At 53.1% G+C, this 16,846-nt stretch carries 10 protein-coding genes and 1 pseudogene; 9 read left to right on the forward strand and 2 right to left on the reverse strand.

Annotation, left to right across the window (positions count from 1 at the left end):
* Positions 1–34 precede the first annotated feature (34 nt).
* Positions 35–796 (reverse strand): DUF1295 domain-containing protein, encoded by a 762-nt coding sequence (locus tag EHN06_RS10640; RefSeq protein ID WP_206075646.1) that lies wholly within the window; start codon positions 794–796, stop codon positions 35–37.
* An 88-nt stretch (positions 797–884) separates the two neighbouring features.
* Positions 885–1,214 carry a hypothetical protein gene (locus EHN06_RS10645; RefSeq protein ID WP_127332564.1) on the reverse strand — a complete coding sequence of 110 codons (330 nt, stop codon included), beginning with the start codon at positions 1,212–1,214 and terminating at the stop codon, positions 885–887.
* Positions 1,215–1,686: 472 nt separating this feature from the next.
* On the opposite strand from EHN06_RS10645, the gene EHN06_RS10650 reads away from it, so the two are divergent.
* From EHN06_RS10650 to EHN06_RS10690, 9 genes and pseudogenes are all read left to right on the forward strand, one after another.
* Entirely contained in the window at positions 1,687–2,922 is a 1,236-nt protein-coding gene (locus tag EHN06_RS10650) for an acyl-CoA dehydrogenase family protein (RefSeq protein ID WP_127332565.1), read from the forward strand.
* Positions 2,923–2,959: 37 nt separating this feature from the next.
* A complete protein-coding gene (locus tag EHN06_RS10655; protein WP_127332566.1) occupies positions 2,960–4,189 on the forward strand; it encodes a thiolase family protein in 1,230 nt (409 codons plus the stop codon).
* A gap of 12 nt (positions 4,190–4,201) precedes the next feature.
* Positions 4,202–5,806 carry an AMP-binding protein gene (locus tag EHN06_RS10660; RefSeq protein WP_127332567.1) on the forward strand — a complete coding sequence of 535 codons (1,605 nt, stop codon included), beginning with the start codon at positions 4,202–4,204 and terminating at the stop codon, positions 5,804–5,806.
* A 30-nt stretch (positions 5,807–5,836) separates the two neighbouring features.
* A pseudogene (locus EHN06_RS10665) lies at positions 5,837–6,957 on the forward strand (saccharopine dehydrogenase family protein).
* Between the two features lie 145 nt (positions 6,958–7,102).
* Entirely contained in the window at positions 7,103–9,820 is a 2,718-nt protein-coding gene (locus EHN06_RS10670; RefSeq protein WP_127332568.1) for a LuxR C-terminal-related transcriptional regulator, read from the forward strand.
* A 191-nt stretch (positions 9,821–10,011) separates the two neighbouring features.
* Entirely contained in the window at positions 10,012–11,637 is a 1,626-nt protein-coding gene (locus EHN06_RS10675) for a DUF1302 domain-containing protein (protein WP_127332569.1), read from the forward strand.
* A gap of 52 nt (positions 11,638–11,689) precedes the next feature.
* Positions 11,690–13,057, forward strand: a complete 1,368-nt coding sequence (locus EHN06_RS10680) for a DUF1329 domain-containing protein (protein ID WP_064230383.1) — start codon at positions 11,690–11,692, stop codon at positions 13,055–13,057.
* Positions 13,058–13,119: 62 nt separating this feature from the next.
* Positions 13,120–14,280 (forward strand): WD40/YVTN/BNR-like repeat-containing protein, encoded by a 1,161-nt coding sequence (locus EHN06_RS10685; protein ID WP_206075649.1) that lies wholly within the window; start codon positions 13,120–13,122, stop codon positions 14,278–14,280.
* A 13-nt stretch (positions 14,281–14,293) separates the two neighbouring features.
* Complete coding sequence (locus EHN06_RS10690) at positions 14,294–16,735, forward strand: efflux RND transporter permease subunit (protein WP_064230384.1); 2,442 nt, start codon at positions 14,294–14,296, stop codon at positions 16,733–16,735.
* The last annotated feature ends 111 nt before the right edge of the window (positions 16,736–16,846 follow it).

Genomic DNA, 16,846 nt, shown 5'->3' on the forward strand with positions numbered 1-16,846 from the left:
GGTGCCGACGGTCTGATTAACGGGGTTCTGTCGATTATTCAGGCTTATAATTGAGCTGGCTCTTCCCGAAGATATCCCGGAGGGCGCGGATATTCAGCAGCCCCCACGGAACCAGCAAACCGCTTTGCGTACTGTACTCCTGCCAACCGGGATGCCTGGAAATGGAGGCATCCTTGTTGTACATATTGGGGAAGAAAGTGCTGAGCGTAGCGTATGCAACGACTGCCCAGGCAATCCAATGACTCGCCAGAAATGCAAATGACGAATAAATCATGATTTCACCCAGATAATTGGGATTTCTCGTATATTTGAACATCCCGTCTGTGATCAGTCCCTTGCGATATTTCAGACTGAAATGACGCTGGCAATCAGCTGCGATGGTCGTTACCACGCCCAAGGTGTGAAGGTAGACAGCAATAAAAAGTTCAATATTGGTTGGTACGACCCTTTGAGAAATAAAAATATAGGGAATGACCCAGTACCAACCGATGAGCACGATATAGAGCATGACGGCTCCACCTATGCTTGTTTTTGCTTCCAGCCGGTGGTCCCGGAATCCAAGATCCTTAATAAGCCAGCAATACCCATATATCCCGTGGATGGCCAGGTAAATCCAGGCACCCGTTGTGAAGTTGTCAAACCAGAACATCATCCCCAAGACGAGGAACAGCGTAATGATTTTGTGGAGATTCACAGACCAAGCAACCTTTATCGTTTTTTTGCCGGGAAACTCCCAGATCAAAGCAGATTGCACTGAACCGAGGGCCTTTGCCCATACGGGAACTTTGGTAGTCATGATATTCACCTAATAATTGTTTGTGTGATAGGTAAGGAAAAATATCAAGGCATGTATGAGGCGTACCCATCCCAAAAGATGGACATGCTCAAGACGCGAGCTTGTCCATAAAATCCGAGGCTTCCTGCCTAGTGTAGAAGTGTCCAGATCTAACAAATCCAGACACAACGGTGGCTTTGGTTTTCACCACCCGCCTTTTTAGATCCCTCTCGGTCACCCAGTCTTCGGGCAAGCCATCAATAAGGTGGCATGGCGCGGGCCGGCCATCACCAAAGCGGGATATTTCTACTTGTCCGGTACAGGCATCTTTAAAGGCAGGAACAAATCGAGCTTGGGCATTATGGGCACTCACGCCCCCTGTGCCGGCAAACTTCTGATTTTCTTTTACAAGAAAGGGTACTTGTTGCTGGATGAACATTTTCGCCACCATCTGATTTGCTAGCTACACCGTTCGAAACTCCTTACGTTAAAAAAACTTCTGAATCCTTCACGCCTTTAAAGTACGACTCCAGTGAAGCGGACGAACCATTCAAAAGGATGGAATTGAGCATTTTGTGTCAGCCAAGAAAAAAAGGGTCATCCCTGACCCAAAAAAGGGGCGGAGCATTCCTGCTCCATTAGTGGACACACAACAGTACGCAGGTGTTTTGCTTCGATGTAGTCCATGCCTCTCAGCATCACTGTACGCAGATGCAAACCTTATTCTCTCTTCCCCTGAATGTCGCTATCCCAAAGTATGGTTCTGACCAGCCAGACACTTCCATCCTTTGGGATGGTTACCCCCTCTCTACCCATTGATAGGTTGAATCCTACACAAAAGCCGGAAGCACTCCAATTTGCCGATCCGGTGTCAATGTCGTGCCATTTAAACAACAACAAGGAACCGAATTATGACCGTTCAATTTAAACCTCAGTTGGGTCTGTCCGGACTTGAATCACCACTGTCCGAGTTGGAGAGTCAGGTACAGGAGAATGCGCACCGCTTTGCCAAGGACGTGCTGCGTCCGGCTGGTGCCAAGCTGGACAGATTAACTCCGGAAGAGGTGGTAGCTCCCGGCTCCGCACTGTGGGAGGTGCTGGAGAAGTCCCATGACCTGGGACTCAGCCTGACCGCGATGGCCGAAATGGATCCGGTTGAGCGTGTTCGAATCCTGGCAATTGCCTCGGAAGAATTGGCCTGGGGTGACGCCGGTCTGGCCGGTGCCATTCTGGTCAATCACTTTCCCGTCATGTACTCCATGCTCGCTGGAAATATGGCCATGGCGGATTTTTGCGATGGTAAACGAGGCTGCTGGGCCATTACAGAACCGGACCACGGCAGCGACATGCTCGATGCCAGCGGATCCCTGCAGGCGACCGAAGGTCAATACGGACGCCCCAACTGCATCGCCCGAATCGAAGGCGACAAGGTTGTCATTAGTGGTCAGAAATCAGCCTGGGTATCCGGAGCAATGACCGCTGAGGTTTGCGCACTGTTTTGCCATGCCGAGGTAGATGGCCAGACCAGGCCCGGCGTGGCAGTCATCGTGTCCCTGGATGCGCCAGGTGTGAGCCGCGGAAAACCGCTGGACAAAATGGGCGTGCGTTGTCTGAATCAGGGCGAACTCTACTTCGACAACGTTGAAGTCCCTATTGAGAACCTGCTAGCCGGCCCCGACTCCTATCAGGAACTGGCCTACAAGATGTTGAGCGAGGCCAACCCTCACGTTGCCCTGATGTTTGTCGGCCTGGCTCGCGCTGCCTATGAGCAAGCCCTGGAGTACGCCCATGAACGCAAGCAAGGTGGCGTGCCTATCATCCGTCACCAGCATGTTCAGTACCGCCTGTTCCATATGTTCCGGAAAGTTGAAGCTGCCCGGGCGTTGGTACGTCGTGTCATGGAATTCAACGCCACCACGGATGTTCCGGCACTGCAGGGCTCAACCGCCGCCAAGGTGACGGCAACCCAGACGGCATTTGAAGTGGCTAATGACGCGCTCCAGATGTTTGGCGGAAATGGCATGACCAGGGAATACCCCATGGAAAAGCTATTACGAGACGCACGCTCCGGCTTGATCGCGGACGGTTGTAACGAGGTGCTGGCCATCAAGGGAGGCTCGATGCTGGTGGACACTGAGCGCCTTTAACGCGCCTCCCATTCAGATAGATAAACGGAACAACGTTATGAAACAGAATGCCTACATCGCCGGAGTCGGGATGACCCGTTTCGGTAATCATATGGAGCGGGGGTTAAAGTCCCTCACTACGGAAGCGATAAAACTGAGCCTTGCCGATGCAGGCCTACCCCCTTCTGACATTCAGGCTGCGTATATGGGCAATGCCGCCGCGGGCATCATTGTCGGTCAGGTTTGCGTACCTGGTCAGGTTGCGCTCCGCGACATGGGGATTGGACAGATCCCGGTGGTTAATATCGAGAATGCCTGTGCTTCGGCCTCGACCGCATTCAATCAGGCCTGCACCATGGTGACCAGCGGGCTCTACGATGTCGTACTGGCCACCGGATCCGAAAAGCTTTTCCATGAGGATAAACAGAAAAGTTTTTCCGTCTTTACCGGTGCTGTTGATGTTGAAAGCTATAACGGCGTTCTGCAACACATCAGAGACCGGGCCCAGGCCGCTGGCATGGGTATCGACCTTGAGGGTGCCGGCTCAAAGCGCTCGGTGTTCATGGATATATACGCCTCCATGGCCCTGGAGCACATGAGCAAGTACGGCACAACTCAGGCCCAGTTTGCAGCCGTGTCCGCCAAAAACGCCTTCCACGGTAGTCTCAATGAACGCGCTCAGTTCCGCGACAGGTTAACGATTGAGGAAGTACTCGGATCGCGGGAGATTGCCTATCCCCTCACCCTGCCCATGTGCTCGCCCATTGGTGATGGCGCAGCAGCGGTTGTCATTGTCAGTGAACGCAAGGCACGCGAACTCGGCCTGGCTCAACCGGTGAAAGTCCTCAGTTCCGTGCTCAGGAGCGGTTGGGACCTCGTTGACGGGCCAGGCATCACCGAAATGTGTGCCAGCGAGGCATACAACGCGGCCGGGGTAGGACCGGAAGATCTCAACTGTGTGGAACTCCACGACGCTTCCGCTCCGTCAGAACTCATTTATTACGAGCAACTGGGTCTGTGCGGCAAAGGCGAAGGTGGTCGCTTTGTGGAAGAAGGCCACAGCCGACTGGGTGGAAAAGTGCCGGTTAACACCTCAGGAGGGCTGTTACGAAAGGGCCATCCTATTGGCGCTACAGGGATAGCCCAGATTGTGGAACTGACCGAGCAGCTTCGGGGGCAAGCCGGCGACCGCCAGGTGGAGGGTGCCAGGATTGGGCTCGCGGAAAACGGCGGCGGATACATAAATGGCGATGCTGCGGCGCTAGTCGTCAGCATCCTTGCTCGTTAGGAGGTATGCCTGATGAACACTCGTGATGAACTGATTCTGGCGAACCTGATTGCCAACCGAATGGACACTCTGGCCAACCTGGACGTTCTGACCTTCGTCCACATCGATACCGATGGGCAGTACCGGGAAGAAACAAGAACCTATGCGCAGCTTTGGCACAACGCCCAGCGCATTGCCGCGGCCCTGGATGCACGTGGACTCAAGCCTGGAGAGAGCTTCGCATTGCTCATGCAAAATCATCCGGAGTTCGTGGAAGCGATGATTGCCGCGTCTATCTCAGGAACGGTGTTTGTCCCCATTGATCCTCGGGTACAAGGGGCCAAGCTGAAATATATGCTGGAATTTGCCGAGTGCAAGGGCGCAATCTGCGCCGATTACGCTTTCGATAACCTCAATTCCGTTATCGACGAAATACCCGAACTGCAATGGGTAATCCCGCTGGACACTCAGGACAGAAACCACACATCAACAAGCGAACAGTCGCTCAATGACATCTTGTTGTCCGAGGTTCCGCAGCTCCCGATTCGCACCACGGACCCCGACGCTCCGATGCAGATGCTCTACACGTCCGGGACCACCGGCGATCCTAAAGCCATCCTGTCTCCCCATCGCCGATTTGGAGAGATCGTAAAACTGGGAGGATTTCTCGGGCTGGAGTGCACCGACCGGCCTTATACAGGATTGTCCCTGACCCACGCCAACGCCCAGTTCCTGACACTTGGTTGTTCTCTGAAGATGGGGCTACGGGCGGTCATAAGCCGAAAGTTCACCAAGAGTCGACTTTGGGATATCACCCGTCATTATGGCTGCACTGTGTTCAACCTGCTTGGTGGCATGACGAATGCCATATACAGCGAACCTAGAAAACCCGACGACGCGGAGAACCCTGTCCGCTATGTCATAAGCGCAGGTATGCCCAAGGCGATCTGGTCCGACTTCAAAGATCGCTTCAACGTCGAGATCTTTGAATTTTATGGCGCGGCAGAAGGCGGGCTGACACTCAACCCCATGGGCGAAGGCCCCATTGGAAGCATTGGTAAAGCTCCACCGACGCTGGAGGTCACCATTCGTGATGCAGAAGACCGTGAGTGCCCCCGTGGTACGCCCGGGGAGATCTGCTTCCGCAATGCCGATGGTACTGCTCCCAACGTTCGCTATTTCAAAAACCCCGAGGCATCCAGGGCAAAAACCCGCGATGGCTGGCTTCGCATGGGGGATATCGGCCATATGGATGAAGATGGCTGGCTGTTCTTCCACTACCGCGATGGTGGTGGCATTCGCAGGAACGGCGATTTCGTCAATCCTGCGTTCATCGAGAAGGTCATCGCTGAGCAACCCTGGGTATCGGATGTGTTTGTATACGGCGTAGAAGCGGTATCGGGCGCCCCCGGAGAAAAGGACATCGTCGCTGCCATTGTGTCCGAAACCGATGCAACCGCAGACCCGGAAGGCCTCTTCAAGCTCTGCGAAGAGGAACTGGAGAAAAACTTCATACCGACCTATTTGCAGTTTGTTGATGAAATTCCCAAAACCGCTTCGGAAAAACCCCAGGAGCGTTTCCTGATAGAAATGTTTGATCCCGAATCAGACCGGGTTTTTCGAGCTCAAAGCCAATAATGGCATTTCAACTACAGCAGGAGATCTACAATGAACAACAATGATCCCAATGTTCTGATCTATGGTGCCAGTGGTTACACCGGCAAACTTGTCGCTGAACGCCTGGCCCGCCGCGGCATCCCCTTCTACTTTGCCGGGCGCACAAAAGCCAAACTGGAAGCGGCGTTAAAGGTTGTAGAAGATCGCCACGGGGCGCCAGTCAATGCCCGGATCGCGGTGGCGAACAACACCCTTGAAGAGTTGATGCCACTGTTCGACAAAGTCGACGTGGTGATCAACGTTTCCGGCCCTTTCATGCAGATCGGTTGGCCAATTGTGGAATGCGCCCTCGAGGCAGGCTGTCATTACATCGATACAACCGGCGAGCAGGACTGGACCCGGGGCATCCAGGAGAAATATGGTCAGGCCTTTGCCGACAAGGGGCTGTTGCTGAGTCCCGCTTGTTCCTATATGTGGACCGCGGGTGCGCTTGCTGCCGAGGTGGTGCTGGAAACGAAGGGCATCGACAGCCTGGAGCTGGTTTACCAGATCGACAACGCTCTGCCCTCGGAAGCTTCCACCAAGTCCTTCCTGCGGATGCAGGGTAACGCGGACAGCCAGTTCTATCTGAAACAGGATGAGTACGTGGCCTGGCCTAACGACCAGGGGTATGACGTCGTCGTTCCCCATCGCATGACCCCCTATCGCGCCCTACCCTGGGGGGAGCCTGCGAGCCGGTTTGGTTCAAGCAGGATCCTCGAGTTATTAACTGCAAGGTGTTGACGGCCTTTGGTGACGAGATGATCAATAAGGTCCTCGAGATCATCAACGATTTCAATCGACGTGCCGAAGGCCTGTCTGCAGAGGAGCGTGAAGCACTGACCAACGAGATTGGCGACGATATGTCGACCGGTGAGCCCCAACCGGACACCCCGGATGTCGGGCGCTCGATGATTGTCTGTTACGGTCAGGGGCGGCAAGGGAACCGGACATTCTGCCTAAGCCTCACCACCCCTTATTGCTGGACCGGGGAAGTTTGTGCGGAAGCGGCTGAACGCCTGCTCGCCGGCCAGCTGAAAGCAACCGGTTTCCAGTCTGCGGCTGTTGCATTTGGGCATCGTGAGTTGCTGGAGAGCTTCCACGAACTGGGCTATTGTAACCTGCCCGACTGATTGGTAGTGAAACAGGAGCAGCCAAGGCTGCTCCTGTATTCAGGCAGAGGATCGGGGCATCCTGCGCTGACCTTTGTTCAACATCGTGGAGGTCACTTGATTCCGCATCGCATACAATAATAATAGTATCTTGCGAAGGTCCAACATGAACAACGAGTACCAGAACCTGCATCCGGCTATGGCCACCAAGCTGTCCCCTCCTGCTCGCTGGGGATACGATCTTCTTGAAAGGCCTCACTTGCTGGAAAAACTTCTAACGAAGCAGCCTAAAAGGCTCATTCTGATTACCGCTGCGGCTGGCTATGGAAAGTCCACCCTGATGGCCCAGGGGAGCCAGGTACTTCAACAGCAGAAACAGGTGACAGCCTGGTTAACGATCGACGAGGATGATAACGACCCGGTTCGCCTGTTTACCTACCTATTTCTCGCATTACAAAGTGACAAGTCTGCCAGTCTTCAACTCCCCGAGCCTACCCGGATTACGCGTAACCATGCTGCCAAGCTAACCAGTCTGATGACCGAGTCCGGGGCACCAACAATACTGTTCATAGACGAGTTTGAGAATCTGATCAACCCGGATTCCCAGCAGTTGATCTACTGGATGCTGGATTACCTCCCCCCCGGTGCCCGAATGGTGATCGCATCACGAACCAGGCCGGCATGGGATCTCTCCAAATTGGCTATGCAGGGTGAGTTGCTCGAAGTGCACGAGCCGGACCTGAAACTGAGCAGCGACGAAGCTGCCCGGTTGACAGAGCTCCACGGTTCCAGACGCATAGACAAGCAACGTTTGGACATCCTGGTCGACAAAACAGAAGGGTGGTTGGCAGGTGCTCGATTGGCCTTACTGTGCCAGGACAACTGGGAGAAAGACGTCGATTGGATCAATGCACTCAGCGGTGAAATTGAGCAGATTGCTGATTTTCTTTACGCACAGGTGTTCCGGCAACTTGAGACGGAACAGCAGCTATTCCTTCTAAAGGTTTCAATTCTGAACCGAATGACAGCCGGAGCCTGCGAATCCCTAACCCAGGAATCCGGCGCTCAGACCCAGCTACAGAGTCTCTGCCGCAAAGGTCTATTTATCCAGCCTATTGATCCGGAGCGCAAGTGGTTCAGGATGCACGGCCTTATGCGGCAATTTCTCCGTAACCGGCTAAAGCAGCAAATGCCAAACCAGTACGGTTTGCTCCATGAAACTGCCGCACGATGGTTCGCTAACCACAATTCGCGGATTGAGGCGGTGCACTACGCCATTGCCGCTAATAACCCCAAATTGGCACTGGAAATCCTGGAAGATGTCAGCAAGTCGTTAATTGAAAAAGGCCAGCTTCGAACTCTTTCGGATCTGGCAAAACACATACCGGACTCCTTTCTGGATGGGCATTATCAACTGATCGCGAATCTCTGTCTGGCCAATCTTCTGATACACGAGCTGGGAAGTGCACAACGCTACAGTTCCATGATGGAACACGTTTCCTCCATTCTGGAAGTCAATAAAACATTGGCCGAGATACCTATCCTGGAACCACTGTTGATGACTGCGGAAGACAACATGGTTCGTGCCAGTGAGATGGCGAAACAAAACCTTTCACACCTCCAGTCTGATCAAAGCCACTTTGAGCGGGGGGTACTTTCTAACATTATCGCTTTCGCCGAACTCGGTTTCGAAAACCACGAAAGCTCTCAACGCTACGTACTCCAGGCACGGGCATCGCATCTTGAAGCGAACAGTGCGTTGGGCCTGGCTTATGCCGATATGATTACCGCTATGAGGGTGAGATCACAAGGCAAGTTGCAGCGGGCCAGGGAAATCGCCGGCAATGTCGGCCTTGGACCTGACTATGATCAAACGGGAAATGCGGCCCCCAATGAAATTGCCAAAGGCGTCGTCAACGGCTTTGAGATAGATCTGCTATATGAACTCAACGAGCTGGCAACTGCTGAAGACCTCTTAAAAGACTACGCCCCCTTGGGCCGAGAGAATGTTGCCCCGGACATCGTCATTCTGAGTTTCCTTACATCCGCCAGAATCGCCTTCGCGATGGGAAATACAGAGCTTGCATACAGTCGCCTGGACGAAGGGGAAATCGCCGGTATTCGTTGGCCCTTGCCAAGGCTAATCCAGTCAATGCGTTTGCAAAGAGTGCGATTCTCGCAACTTGAAGGAAAACTCGATCTGGCCAGAGACTATCTGGCCGATATCGATATGGCTCCGGACACCAGCCAGTCCTACCGGATCAGGTATATTGATCCGGTCAGCGAATGGGTAGCACTGGACCTGGTGCCATTGCGGCAGGCCCTGCAAGAGGGCGATACCGCCACCGTCTGGCAACAACTCTCCCAGTTGACAGAGGCATCCGGTGCCCGGACCGGCCGCCAGATTCAAGTACTACTGCTCAAAGCCGAGTGCCTTTCGAGAATGGGAAACCAGGAGGCAGCTCAGCATACCTTGACCGAAGCCATTGACCTGGGGCGGGCCTGCGGCTTTATCAGAACCTTCGCGGACTCAGGCAGAACCATCATCGACTTGCTGAAATCGCTATACCAGGAATGGGCCAACAAGCCCGCCGCCTGCTTCCGGGAACGACGGGGCTATTGTCTCCAGTTACTTGAAGCCGCCAATGAAGCAGTCATACGCGGCCCATCAGACGAAGCCACCCTTGTCGAGCCCCTGTCAGATCGGGAATTACAGATGCTCACGCTCGTTGGCGATGGCCTGAAGAATGAACAGATTGCTGAACAGCTCTTTCTTTCAGTGAACACAGTCAAATGGCATCTCCGCAGGGCTTATGAAAAGCTTGATGTGCGTTCGCGGACCGAAGCCCTCGCCGAGGCGCGCCGGCGCGGTCTTATTCAATAATCAACACCTTTTCCTAAGCCGCGCCTGCCCCAGGGTGCGGCTGTCTCTGCTCCATTCGCATCCATCCCATATCTAACCCATATCCATCCTTTCGGATGGTTGGGCGCCAGCCTCGCTTTGTTAGTTTGAAACTGAGCCAAAGCACCCCGTTTTGGCAAAACCGTTCGATAACAATAAAGACGAGGTCCCCTATGAAGCGAGTTCACGTAACTCTCGTTGCTGCGATAGCCTCTGCAGTGCATCTGCCAGTTCATGCTCTGTCGTTCGATCCAGGTGGTGGCGTTTCCGTAGATCTGGATACCACCCTGGGTTACGACGCCCAGTGGCGGATGGAGCGTCAGGACTCCAAAGTACTTTCGGCCGGCGGAAATCAAATCGTCGCTTTAGTCACTGACGACGGCAATCGTAACTTTGATAAGGGTGACATGATCCAGAATCGAGTCAGCTTTGGGTCGGATCTGGACATAAATTACGGTTCAGGAGGTGTTTTTCTGCGAGCACGTGGTTGGTATGACGAGGTCTATGATGACAGAGCCTTGGCAGAGCAGAGTAACCCAATACTTGGAGTAGGGACCTCCAAGCCATTTCAGAAGGATGGCATTGAACTCTACCGCTCGGAAATCGAATTGTTGGATGCGTTTCTCTATCAGTCTATTGGTCTGGGAGAAAGCATGCTTGATGTCAGGCTCGGTCGCCAAGTCGTCAGCTGGGGTGAGAGCGTTTTTCTCGGTGGCGGAATCTCGTCTGCTCAGGGCCCTGTAGATGCCACCAAAGCAAACACCCCCAGCCCTGAACTTAAGGACATATTCCTTCCCGTCGGTCAAGTTTATGCTTCGCTCGACCTAAATAACAGTCTCTCAGTGAGTGCCTACTACCAGTATGAATGGGAAGAAACGCGTATTGATTCACCAGGTACTTATTTCAACTTCGTAGAGGTGTTTGGCTGGAAAGCGGCGGGAGATATCGTCGATCTGCCGGTCAGTGGAGCCTTCCCGTTCGAGGTGAGGCGCGACAAGCCTGATGAAGGTCAATATGGGGTAGCCATGCGTTACCTAGCGGAATCACTTAACCATACGGAGTTTGGTCTCTATTACCTGAACTTTAATGACTTTATGCCTTCCATCCAATTTGCCCCATCTCAGGGTCTTGGCTCGTATGCCACGCTTGAGTATTTCGAAGATGTCAAGTTGATTGGCGCAAGTTTCGGAACGGTCTTCGGTGATACTAACGTTAGTGGCGAGGTTAATTTTCGTAATGGGCAGCCTGTTCGCTTGAACGGTTTCCACCCCGATGGCCAGGCGTTTTACTATAGCGAAGCCGATACACTCCAAGCCCAGGTGTCTGCCGTACATATCTTTGGCAGCTCCGCATTCTGGGACAATCTCGTCCTGTTAGCTGAAGTAGCCCACAACCGCGTTCTCGATCTGGATAAAGACGGATTCGCCCAGAACAACCTTGACCTGGACCTTTCCGACATTTCCTCGGCCCTGCACGGTGATCGCAGTGCTTCAAGCGCCATCGCTCGGCTATCGGCAGACTACTTCACCGTTGCCAGCGGACTGGACCTGAACGTCAGTCTTACCTATCGGGATGACTTCAACGGGGTCTCTGCAGTGCCGTTTACGTTCGTGGAGGGAAACCGGGTAGCAGGCTTGACAGCGGACTTTATTTACACTGGGGGACACAGCTTTGGCGCAGGCTACACCTGGTTCCTGACCAGCCCCACTGACATTCTCGAAGATAAAGGCCGTCTCGAATTGGAACACCTGAATGCGGACCGTGATTACGCGTCTCTGTATTACAAATATCGCTTTTAACTTTCCCAACCAACAATAACGATCCGGAAAAGATCCGGAAAGGAGTTCTCAAATGAGTATTCACAAGCTGAAAATTACTATACCGCTGCTCGCTCTGGTCATTGGTGCTGGCCAAACCATCGCTGCCGTGTCTCCAGATGAGGCTGCACGACTCGGTAATGAATTGACGCCCGTAGGCGCGGAACGGGCCGGCAACTCCGATGGAACGATTCCGGCATGGAGTGGTGGAATGACCACGCCGCCTCCGGGCTACGTGTCAGGCGGTCCGCGCATTGATCCGTTTGCCGACGAGTCTCCTCTTTTCACCATCACAGCCGAAAACTATCAACAGTATGCTGAGCGCCTGACTACAGGACAGATCGCCTTGTTCGAGCGTTATCCTGATTTCAGGATGCCTATCTATCCCACCCACCGTACTGCAGCCGCACCGCAGTTTATCTATGATTTCACCAAAGAAAACGCTACTCGGACTCTCCTTATAGAGAACGGTAGTGGTGTCACTAAAGCCTATGGTGGATACCCGTTTCCAATTCCTCAAAATGGCTTTGAAGTCCTCTGGAATCATAACCTCCGCTGGTTTGGTCGCGGCTCTCAAAAAAACTACATCAATCTCACTGTTTATCCGAATGGCCAAACGACCGTTGGTCAGGGCGAAATGTGGGAATCGTATCCCTACCATAACCCCGCAGGAACCCTCGAAAGCTTCGAAGGCGATATCTGGCACCTAATGCTCCAATATTCCCTTCCTGTGCGGCGCAAAGGTGAAGTAATTCTGTTACGTGACCCACTCAATTCTGCAATCTCTCCCCGACAGGCTTGGCAGTATATTCCTGGTCAGCGTCGTGTTCGTCGCGCCCCTACCATTAGCCATGATACTCCAAATGCACAATTTGCCGGCCAGGCTACCTATGACGATGCCTTTATGTTCAACGGAACACCAGATCGTTACAACATCAAACTAATTGGCAAAAAAGAGATTTACATTCCCTACAATAATAATGGAATGCTGCTTGAAGCTCAAAAAGGCCTAGACTCAATTATGGAAATAGCCACTCCGCATTTTCCTGATCCTGACTTAGCTCGTTGGGAACTCCACAGAGTTTGGGTTATCGAAGCCCAACTCAAAGAGGGAGCCCGACATGTGTACCATAAACGCACGTTTTATGTGGATGAGGACAGCTGGGCAATAGCAGCAACTGATATCTATGACGGTCGTGACAACCTATGGCGTATAGGTTTCTCCAATTTCCTTAATGCGTATGACGTGCCGGTCACTGCTATTCGTTCTTATTGGCATACAGACCTGCAAAACGGAGCATACGCATTCAACGAAGTTGATCTGGAGCCAGTACGGTACTACGAAGGGGAAGACGACAACTTCTATACACCCGCACAGGTTCGAAAAATGAGCCGCCGATAAAACAAATTCTGATGATCGCTCCGGGCCGATCTGCGGCCCGGTTTCCACAACAAGAATGAGCGATGGTTATGACTGATCAAACTTTTCGGCGCCACGGTACCCGGTTGTTGACGGCGGTATGGATATCCACGCTGTGTTTCGCATGGAGCTATTCTACTCCCGCCTTCACACAAGGGGACGCGCTTGAAACCCCCGCCCGGCCCACCGAACTGGCCGAACACTCTCTGGTTCTCGATATAACACGGACGGGAGACCGGCTGTTTGCAGTAGGCGAACGGGGGCACATCATCTGGACGGACAACCTTAACAGCCTGAGCTGGGAACAAAGCGCAGTTCCGGTCCGTACCACCCTCACCAGTTGCTTCTTCGCAGATTCCAACATTGGCTGGGCGGTTGGACACGACGGCGTTGTGCTTAAAACGGAAGACGGCGGGCTCACTTGGCGCACTCTGCTAAACGGTTTCGAAGCCAATAGACTGATAGAGCAACATGCTACAGACCTGCAGGAGCAGGCCGAACAAGCCCTGAGCGATGCTGCGCCAGAAGAAGAGTCCGCCCTCCAGGAGACCCTTGAGGCCATGGAGTATGCCGCACAGGATGCGAGCAGTTTTCTCGAAGAAGGCGCCAGCCGCCCGTTTCTGGATGTCTGGTTCCAGAATGAGCAAGAGGGCTTTGTAATCGGTGCCTTTGGTCTGATTCTCAGGACAATTGATGGCGGCGAAAGTTGGATCTCTTGGCTCGACCGGCTGGAAAACCCCTACTCTTTGCACCTCAATAGCATTCGCAAAGTTGGCCAGGCTTTGTACATCACAGCCGAAGCCGGCGCCCTGTTCCGCTCCGCCGACAATGGTCAAACCTGGCAGCGGCTCGATAGCCCATATGATGGTTCACTTTTTGGGATTCTGGGCAGCGGAGGCGGTCGTCTTATCACCTTTGGTTTGCGCGGCCACGCTTTCCAGTCTCTAGATAACGGAGACAGTTGGACCGAGATTGAGACCGGCACCAGTTCCTCGTTGTTTGGCGGCACCCTACTGCCGGATGGTACGGCCGTCCTGGTAGGTACACAGGGGGTAACTGTATTCATTGACCGGAACGGTCACGTTGGTGAAATCCGGCAAGCCGACAATCGCCTTCCCTTAAGCCAAGTTATTTCCTTGGAGACGGAACTTCTAACCGTCGGATTGGGTGGCATTCAGGCTCAACCCCTGACCCACGATCAATAAGGGAGCTACAGTCATGAACTCCAATTTAGAACATCATCTGCGACATCCAGTCGCCGACTCGGAAGCCGGAGTCGAGCGATTCGTGTTCCGTCACCGAGCAATTCTCATCCTCACCTTCCTCTTACTGACTATATACCTTGCTGTTCAGGCTAGCCGGATTGAGCCGGATGCCAGTTTTGAAAAGATGATTCCAACCAGCCATCCCTATGTGGAGAGTTATCTGGAACACAAGCAGGACCTGCAGGGCCTGGGCCAGGCCCTTCGGGTGGTGGTTTCAGCAAAACAAGGCGATATCTTCTCCCCGGATTTTCAGGAAACGCTGAGACAGGTCCACGAGGAAGTTTTTTACATCCCGGGTGTAGAAAGATCGGCACTGCGGTCGATCTGGTCACCGGCCATACGTTGGAACGAGGTGACTGAACAGGGCTTCACCGGTGGTCCCGTTGTGGGTCCAAGTTACGATGGCTCAAAGGAGGAACTGGAAAACCTGAGATCTAATATACTCAAATCGGGTCAGGTTGGCGCATTGGTGGCCAACGATTTTCGTTCCGCAATGATTTATGCCCCTCTCATGGAGCTCAACCCGGAGACCGGCGACGCCATCGATTACCAGGAACTGTCCAATCAACTTGAAGAGCGAATACGTGATAAGTTCCAGAGCGAGAATATAGGCATCCATATTACCGGTTTTGCCAAAGTCGTCGGTGACTTAATTGATGGCATTTATCTGGTAGCGATGTTCTTCGGCCTTGCACTGCTCATCACCCTCGTGCTGCTCTACGCTTATTCCCGTTGCCTCCGGAGCTCGTTGTCCATCCTTTTGTGCTCGGTTGTGGCGGTTGTATGGCAACTAGGGCTGCTAAAAACTCTCGGGTACGGACTGGACCCCTATTCAATCCTCATTCCATTTCTTGTATTTGCCATTGGGGTCAGTCATGGCGTACAAATTGTGAACGCCATTGCCCATGAGATGTTTTTCGGCGCCGGCAAAGAACGTTCAGCACGGTTGGCTTTCCGCAACCTCTATATCGCAGGCATTATTGCTCTAGTCAGCGACGGAGTGGGCTTTGCCACCCTCATGGTTATTGATATTGCTGTGATTCAGGATCTGGCTATCGCCGCTAGTATCGGGGTTGCTGTGCTGATTCTTACCAATCTGATCCTCTTGCCGGTCATGATGTCCTATATCGGAATCGGCCAGGCTGCAATAAAACGTCAGCAGTCCAATGAGCGTAAGGACCACCATCCTGTTTGGCACTTTCTTGCCTCGCTCACTAGGCCGTCCAGAGCCAAAGTAGCCCTTACAGCTGCAGTCATCCTCGCAGCCGGAGGCGTTTATCTTAGTCAGGACTTGAAGATCGGCGATCTGGATGCCGGAGCACCGGAACTACGCCCGGACTCCCGCTATAATCGTGACAACGCATTCCTTACGGAGAACTACAGCACCAGTACAGATATCTTTGTAGTTATGGTTCAAACCGCGAAGGATCAATGCTCTGATTACCAGGCACTGGACGTGATTGATCAATTACAGTGGCGACTAGAACAGCTCCCGGGCGTTCAATCGTCTCAGTCATTAGTTAATCATACCAAACAAATGATGGCAGGCTATAATGAGGGCTATATCAAGTGGCTCGCCCTCAACCGCAACCAACAACTGCTCGATCAAGCTTCGATCAAGGCGGCTCCGGGTACGATTAACGCTGACTGCAGCCTGACGCCAGTATTCGTCTACCTAGACGACCACAAGGCGAAAACCCTTGAGTCGGTGGTCGCTGAGGCAGAAGCGTTCAAATCGGAGTTCTCGGAGATCTATGGTATTGAAATCGAACTGGCGGCCGGGAATGCAGGCATTGAGGCGGCAACCAATATTGTTATCGCGAAAGCCCAATACTGGATGCTCGCGTGGGTTTACGGTGTCGTCGGTATTCTGTGTCTACTAACTTTCCGGTCATTGCGCACGGTACTTTGTATCCTTCTCCCTTTGGCCTTGACCTCACTTTTGTGCCAGGCCCTAATGGCGCAACTCGGTATTGGGGTGAAAGTCGCCACGTTGCCGGTCATTGCATTGGGTGTGGGAATCGGTGTGGACTACGGCATCTACATTTATAGCAAGCTGGAATATTTTCTCAAGCAAGGCCAGTCATTCCATGATGCGTACTTCAATACCTTAAGAACCACCGGCAAAGCTGTTGCTTTCACCGGGCTCACGCTGGGTATCGGGGTAGGAACCTGGGTGATGTCTCCCATTAAATTCCAAGCCGATATGGGGTTACTTCTGACATTCATGTTTGTGTGGAACATGATTGGCGCCCTGGTATTACTCCCGGCCCTGGCAACCTTGCTGAATAAACGCCCTGCTTCCCGCGAGGAATCTGGTGAAGCAGAAGACAGCAACGGATCTGCAGAGCCAACATCTGCCGGGGTTGACTCCAGACTGTCCATTTTGTCCTAGCGCTTTCGATGGACGAACACTGTGAAGAGTTCAGCGCACTCAGCCGCTGAGCGCCTTCGCATACAACACCACATCTGCCAGTAATGAGAATGCCGTAGACGACTGAAGTCG

It is taken from the genome of Marinobacter sp. NP-4(2019) (genome assembly GCF_003994855.1).
GTDB lineage: Bacteria > Pseudomonadota > Gammaproteobacteria > Pseudomonadales > Oleiphilaceae > Marinobacter.

Bases quoted from the DNA above. Each gene is read 5' to 3' on its own strand.
- EHN06_RS10640 (WP_206075646.1), bottom strand. From the start codon at position 796: ATGACTACCAAAGTTCCCGTATGGGCAAAGGCCCTCGGTTCAGTGCAA.
- EHN06_RS10645 (WP_127332564.1), bottom strand. From the start codon at position 1,214: ATGTTCATCCAGCAACAAGTACCCTTTCTTGTAAAAGAAAATCAGAAG.
- EHN06_RS10650 (WP_127332565.1), top strand. From the start codon at position 1,687: ATGACCGTTCAATTTAAACCTCAGTTGGGTCTGTCCGGACTTGAATCA.
- EHN06_RS10655 (WP_127332566.1), top strand. From the start codon at position 2,960: ATGAAACAGAATGCCTACATCGCCGGAGTCGGGATGACCCGTTTCGGT.
- EHN06_RS10660 (WP_127332567.1), top strand. From the start codon at position 4,202: ATGAACACTCGTGATGAACTGATTCTGGCGAACCTGATTGCCAACCGA.
- EHN06_RS10670 (WP_127332568.1), top strand. From the start codon at position 7,103: ATGAACAACGAGTACCAGAACCTGCATCCGGCTATGGCCACCAAGCTG.
- EHN06_RS10675 (WP_127332569.1), top strand. From the start codon at position 10,012: ATGAAGCGAGTTCACGTAACTCTCGTTGCTGCGATAGCCTCTGCAGTG.
- EHN06_RS10680 (WP_064230383.1), top strand. From the start codon at position 11,690: ATGAGTATTCACAAGCTGAAAATTACTATACCGCTGCTCGCTCTGGTC.
- EHN06_RS10685 (WP_206075649.1), top strand. From the start codon at position 13,120: ATGGTTATGACTGATCAAACTTTTCGGCGCCACGGTACCCGGTTGTTG.
- EHN06_RS10690 (WP_064230384.1), top strand. From the start codon at position 14,294: ATGAACTCCAATTTAGAACATCATCTGCGACATCCAGTCGCCGACTCG.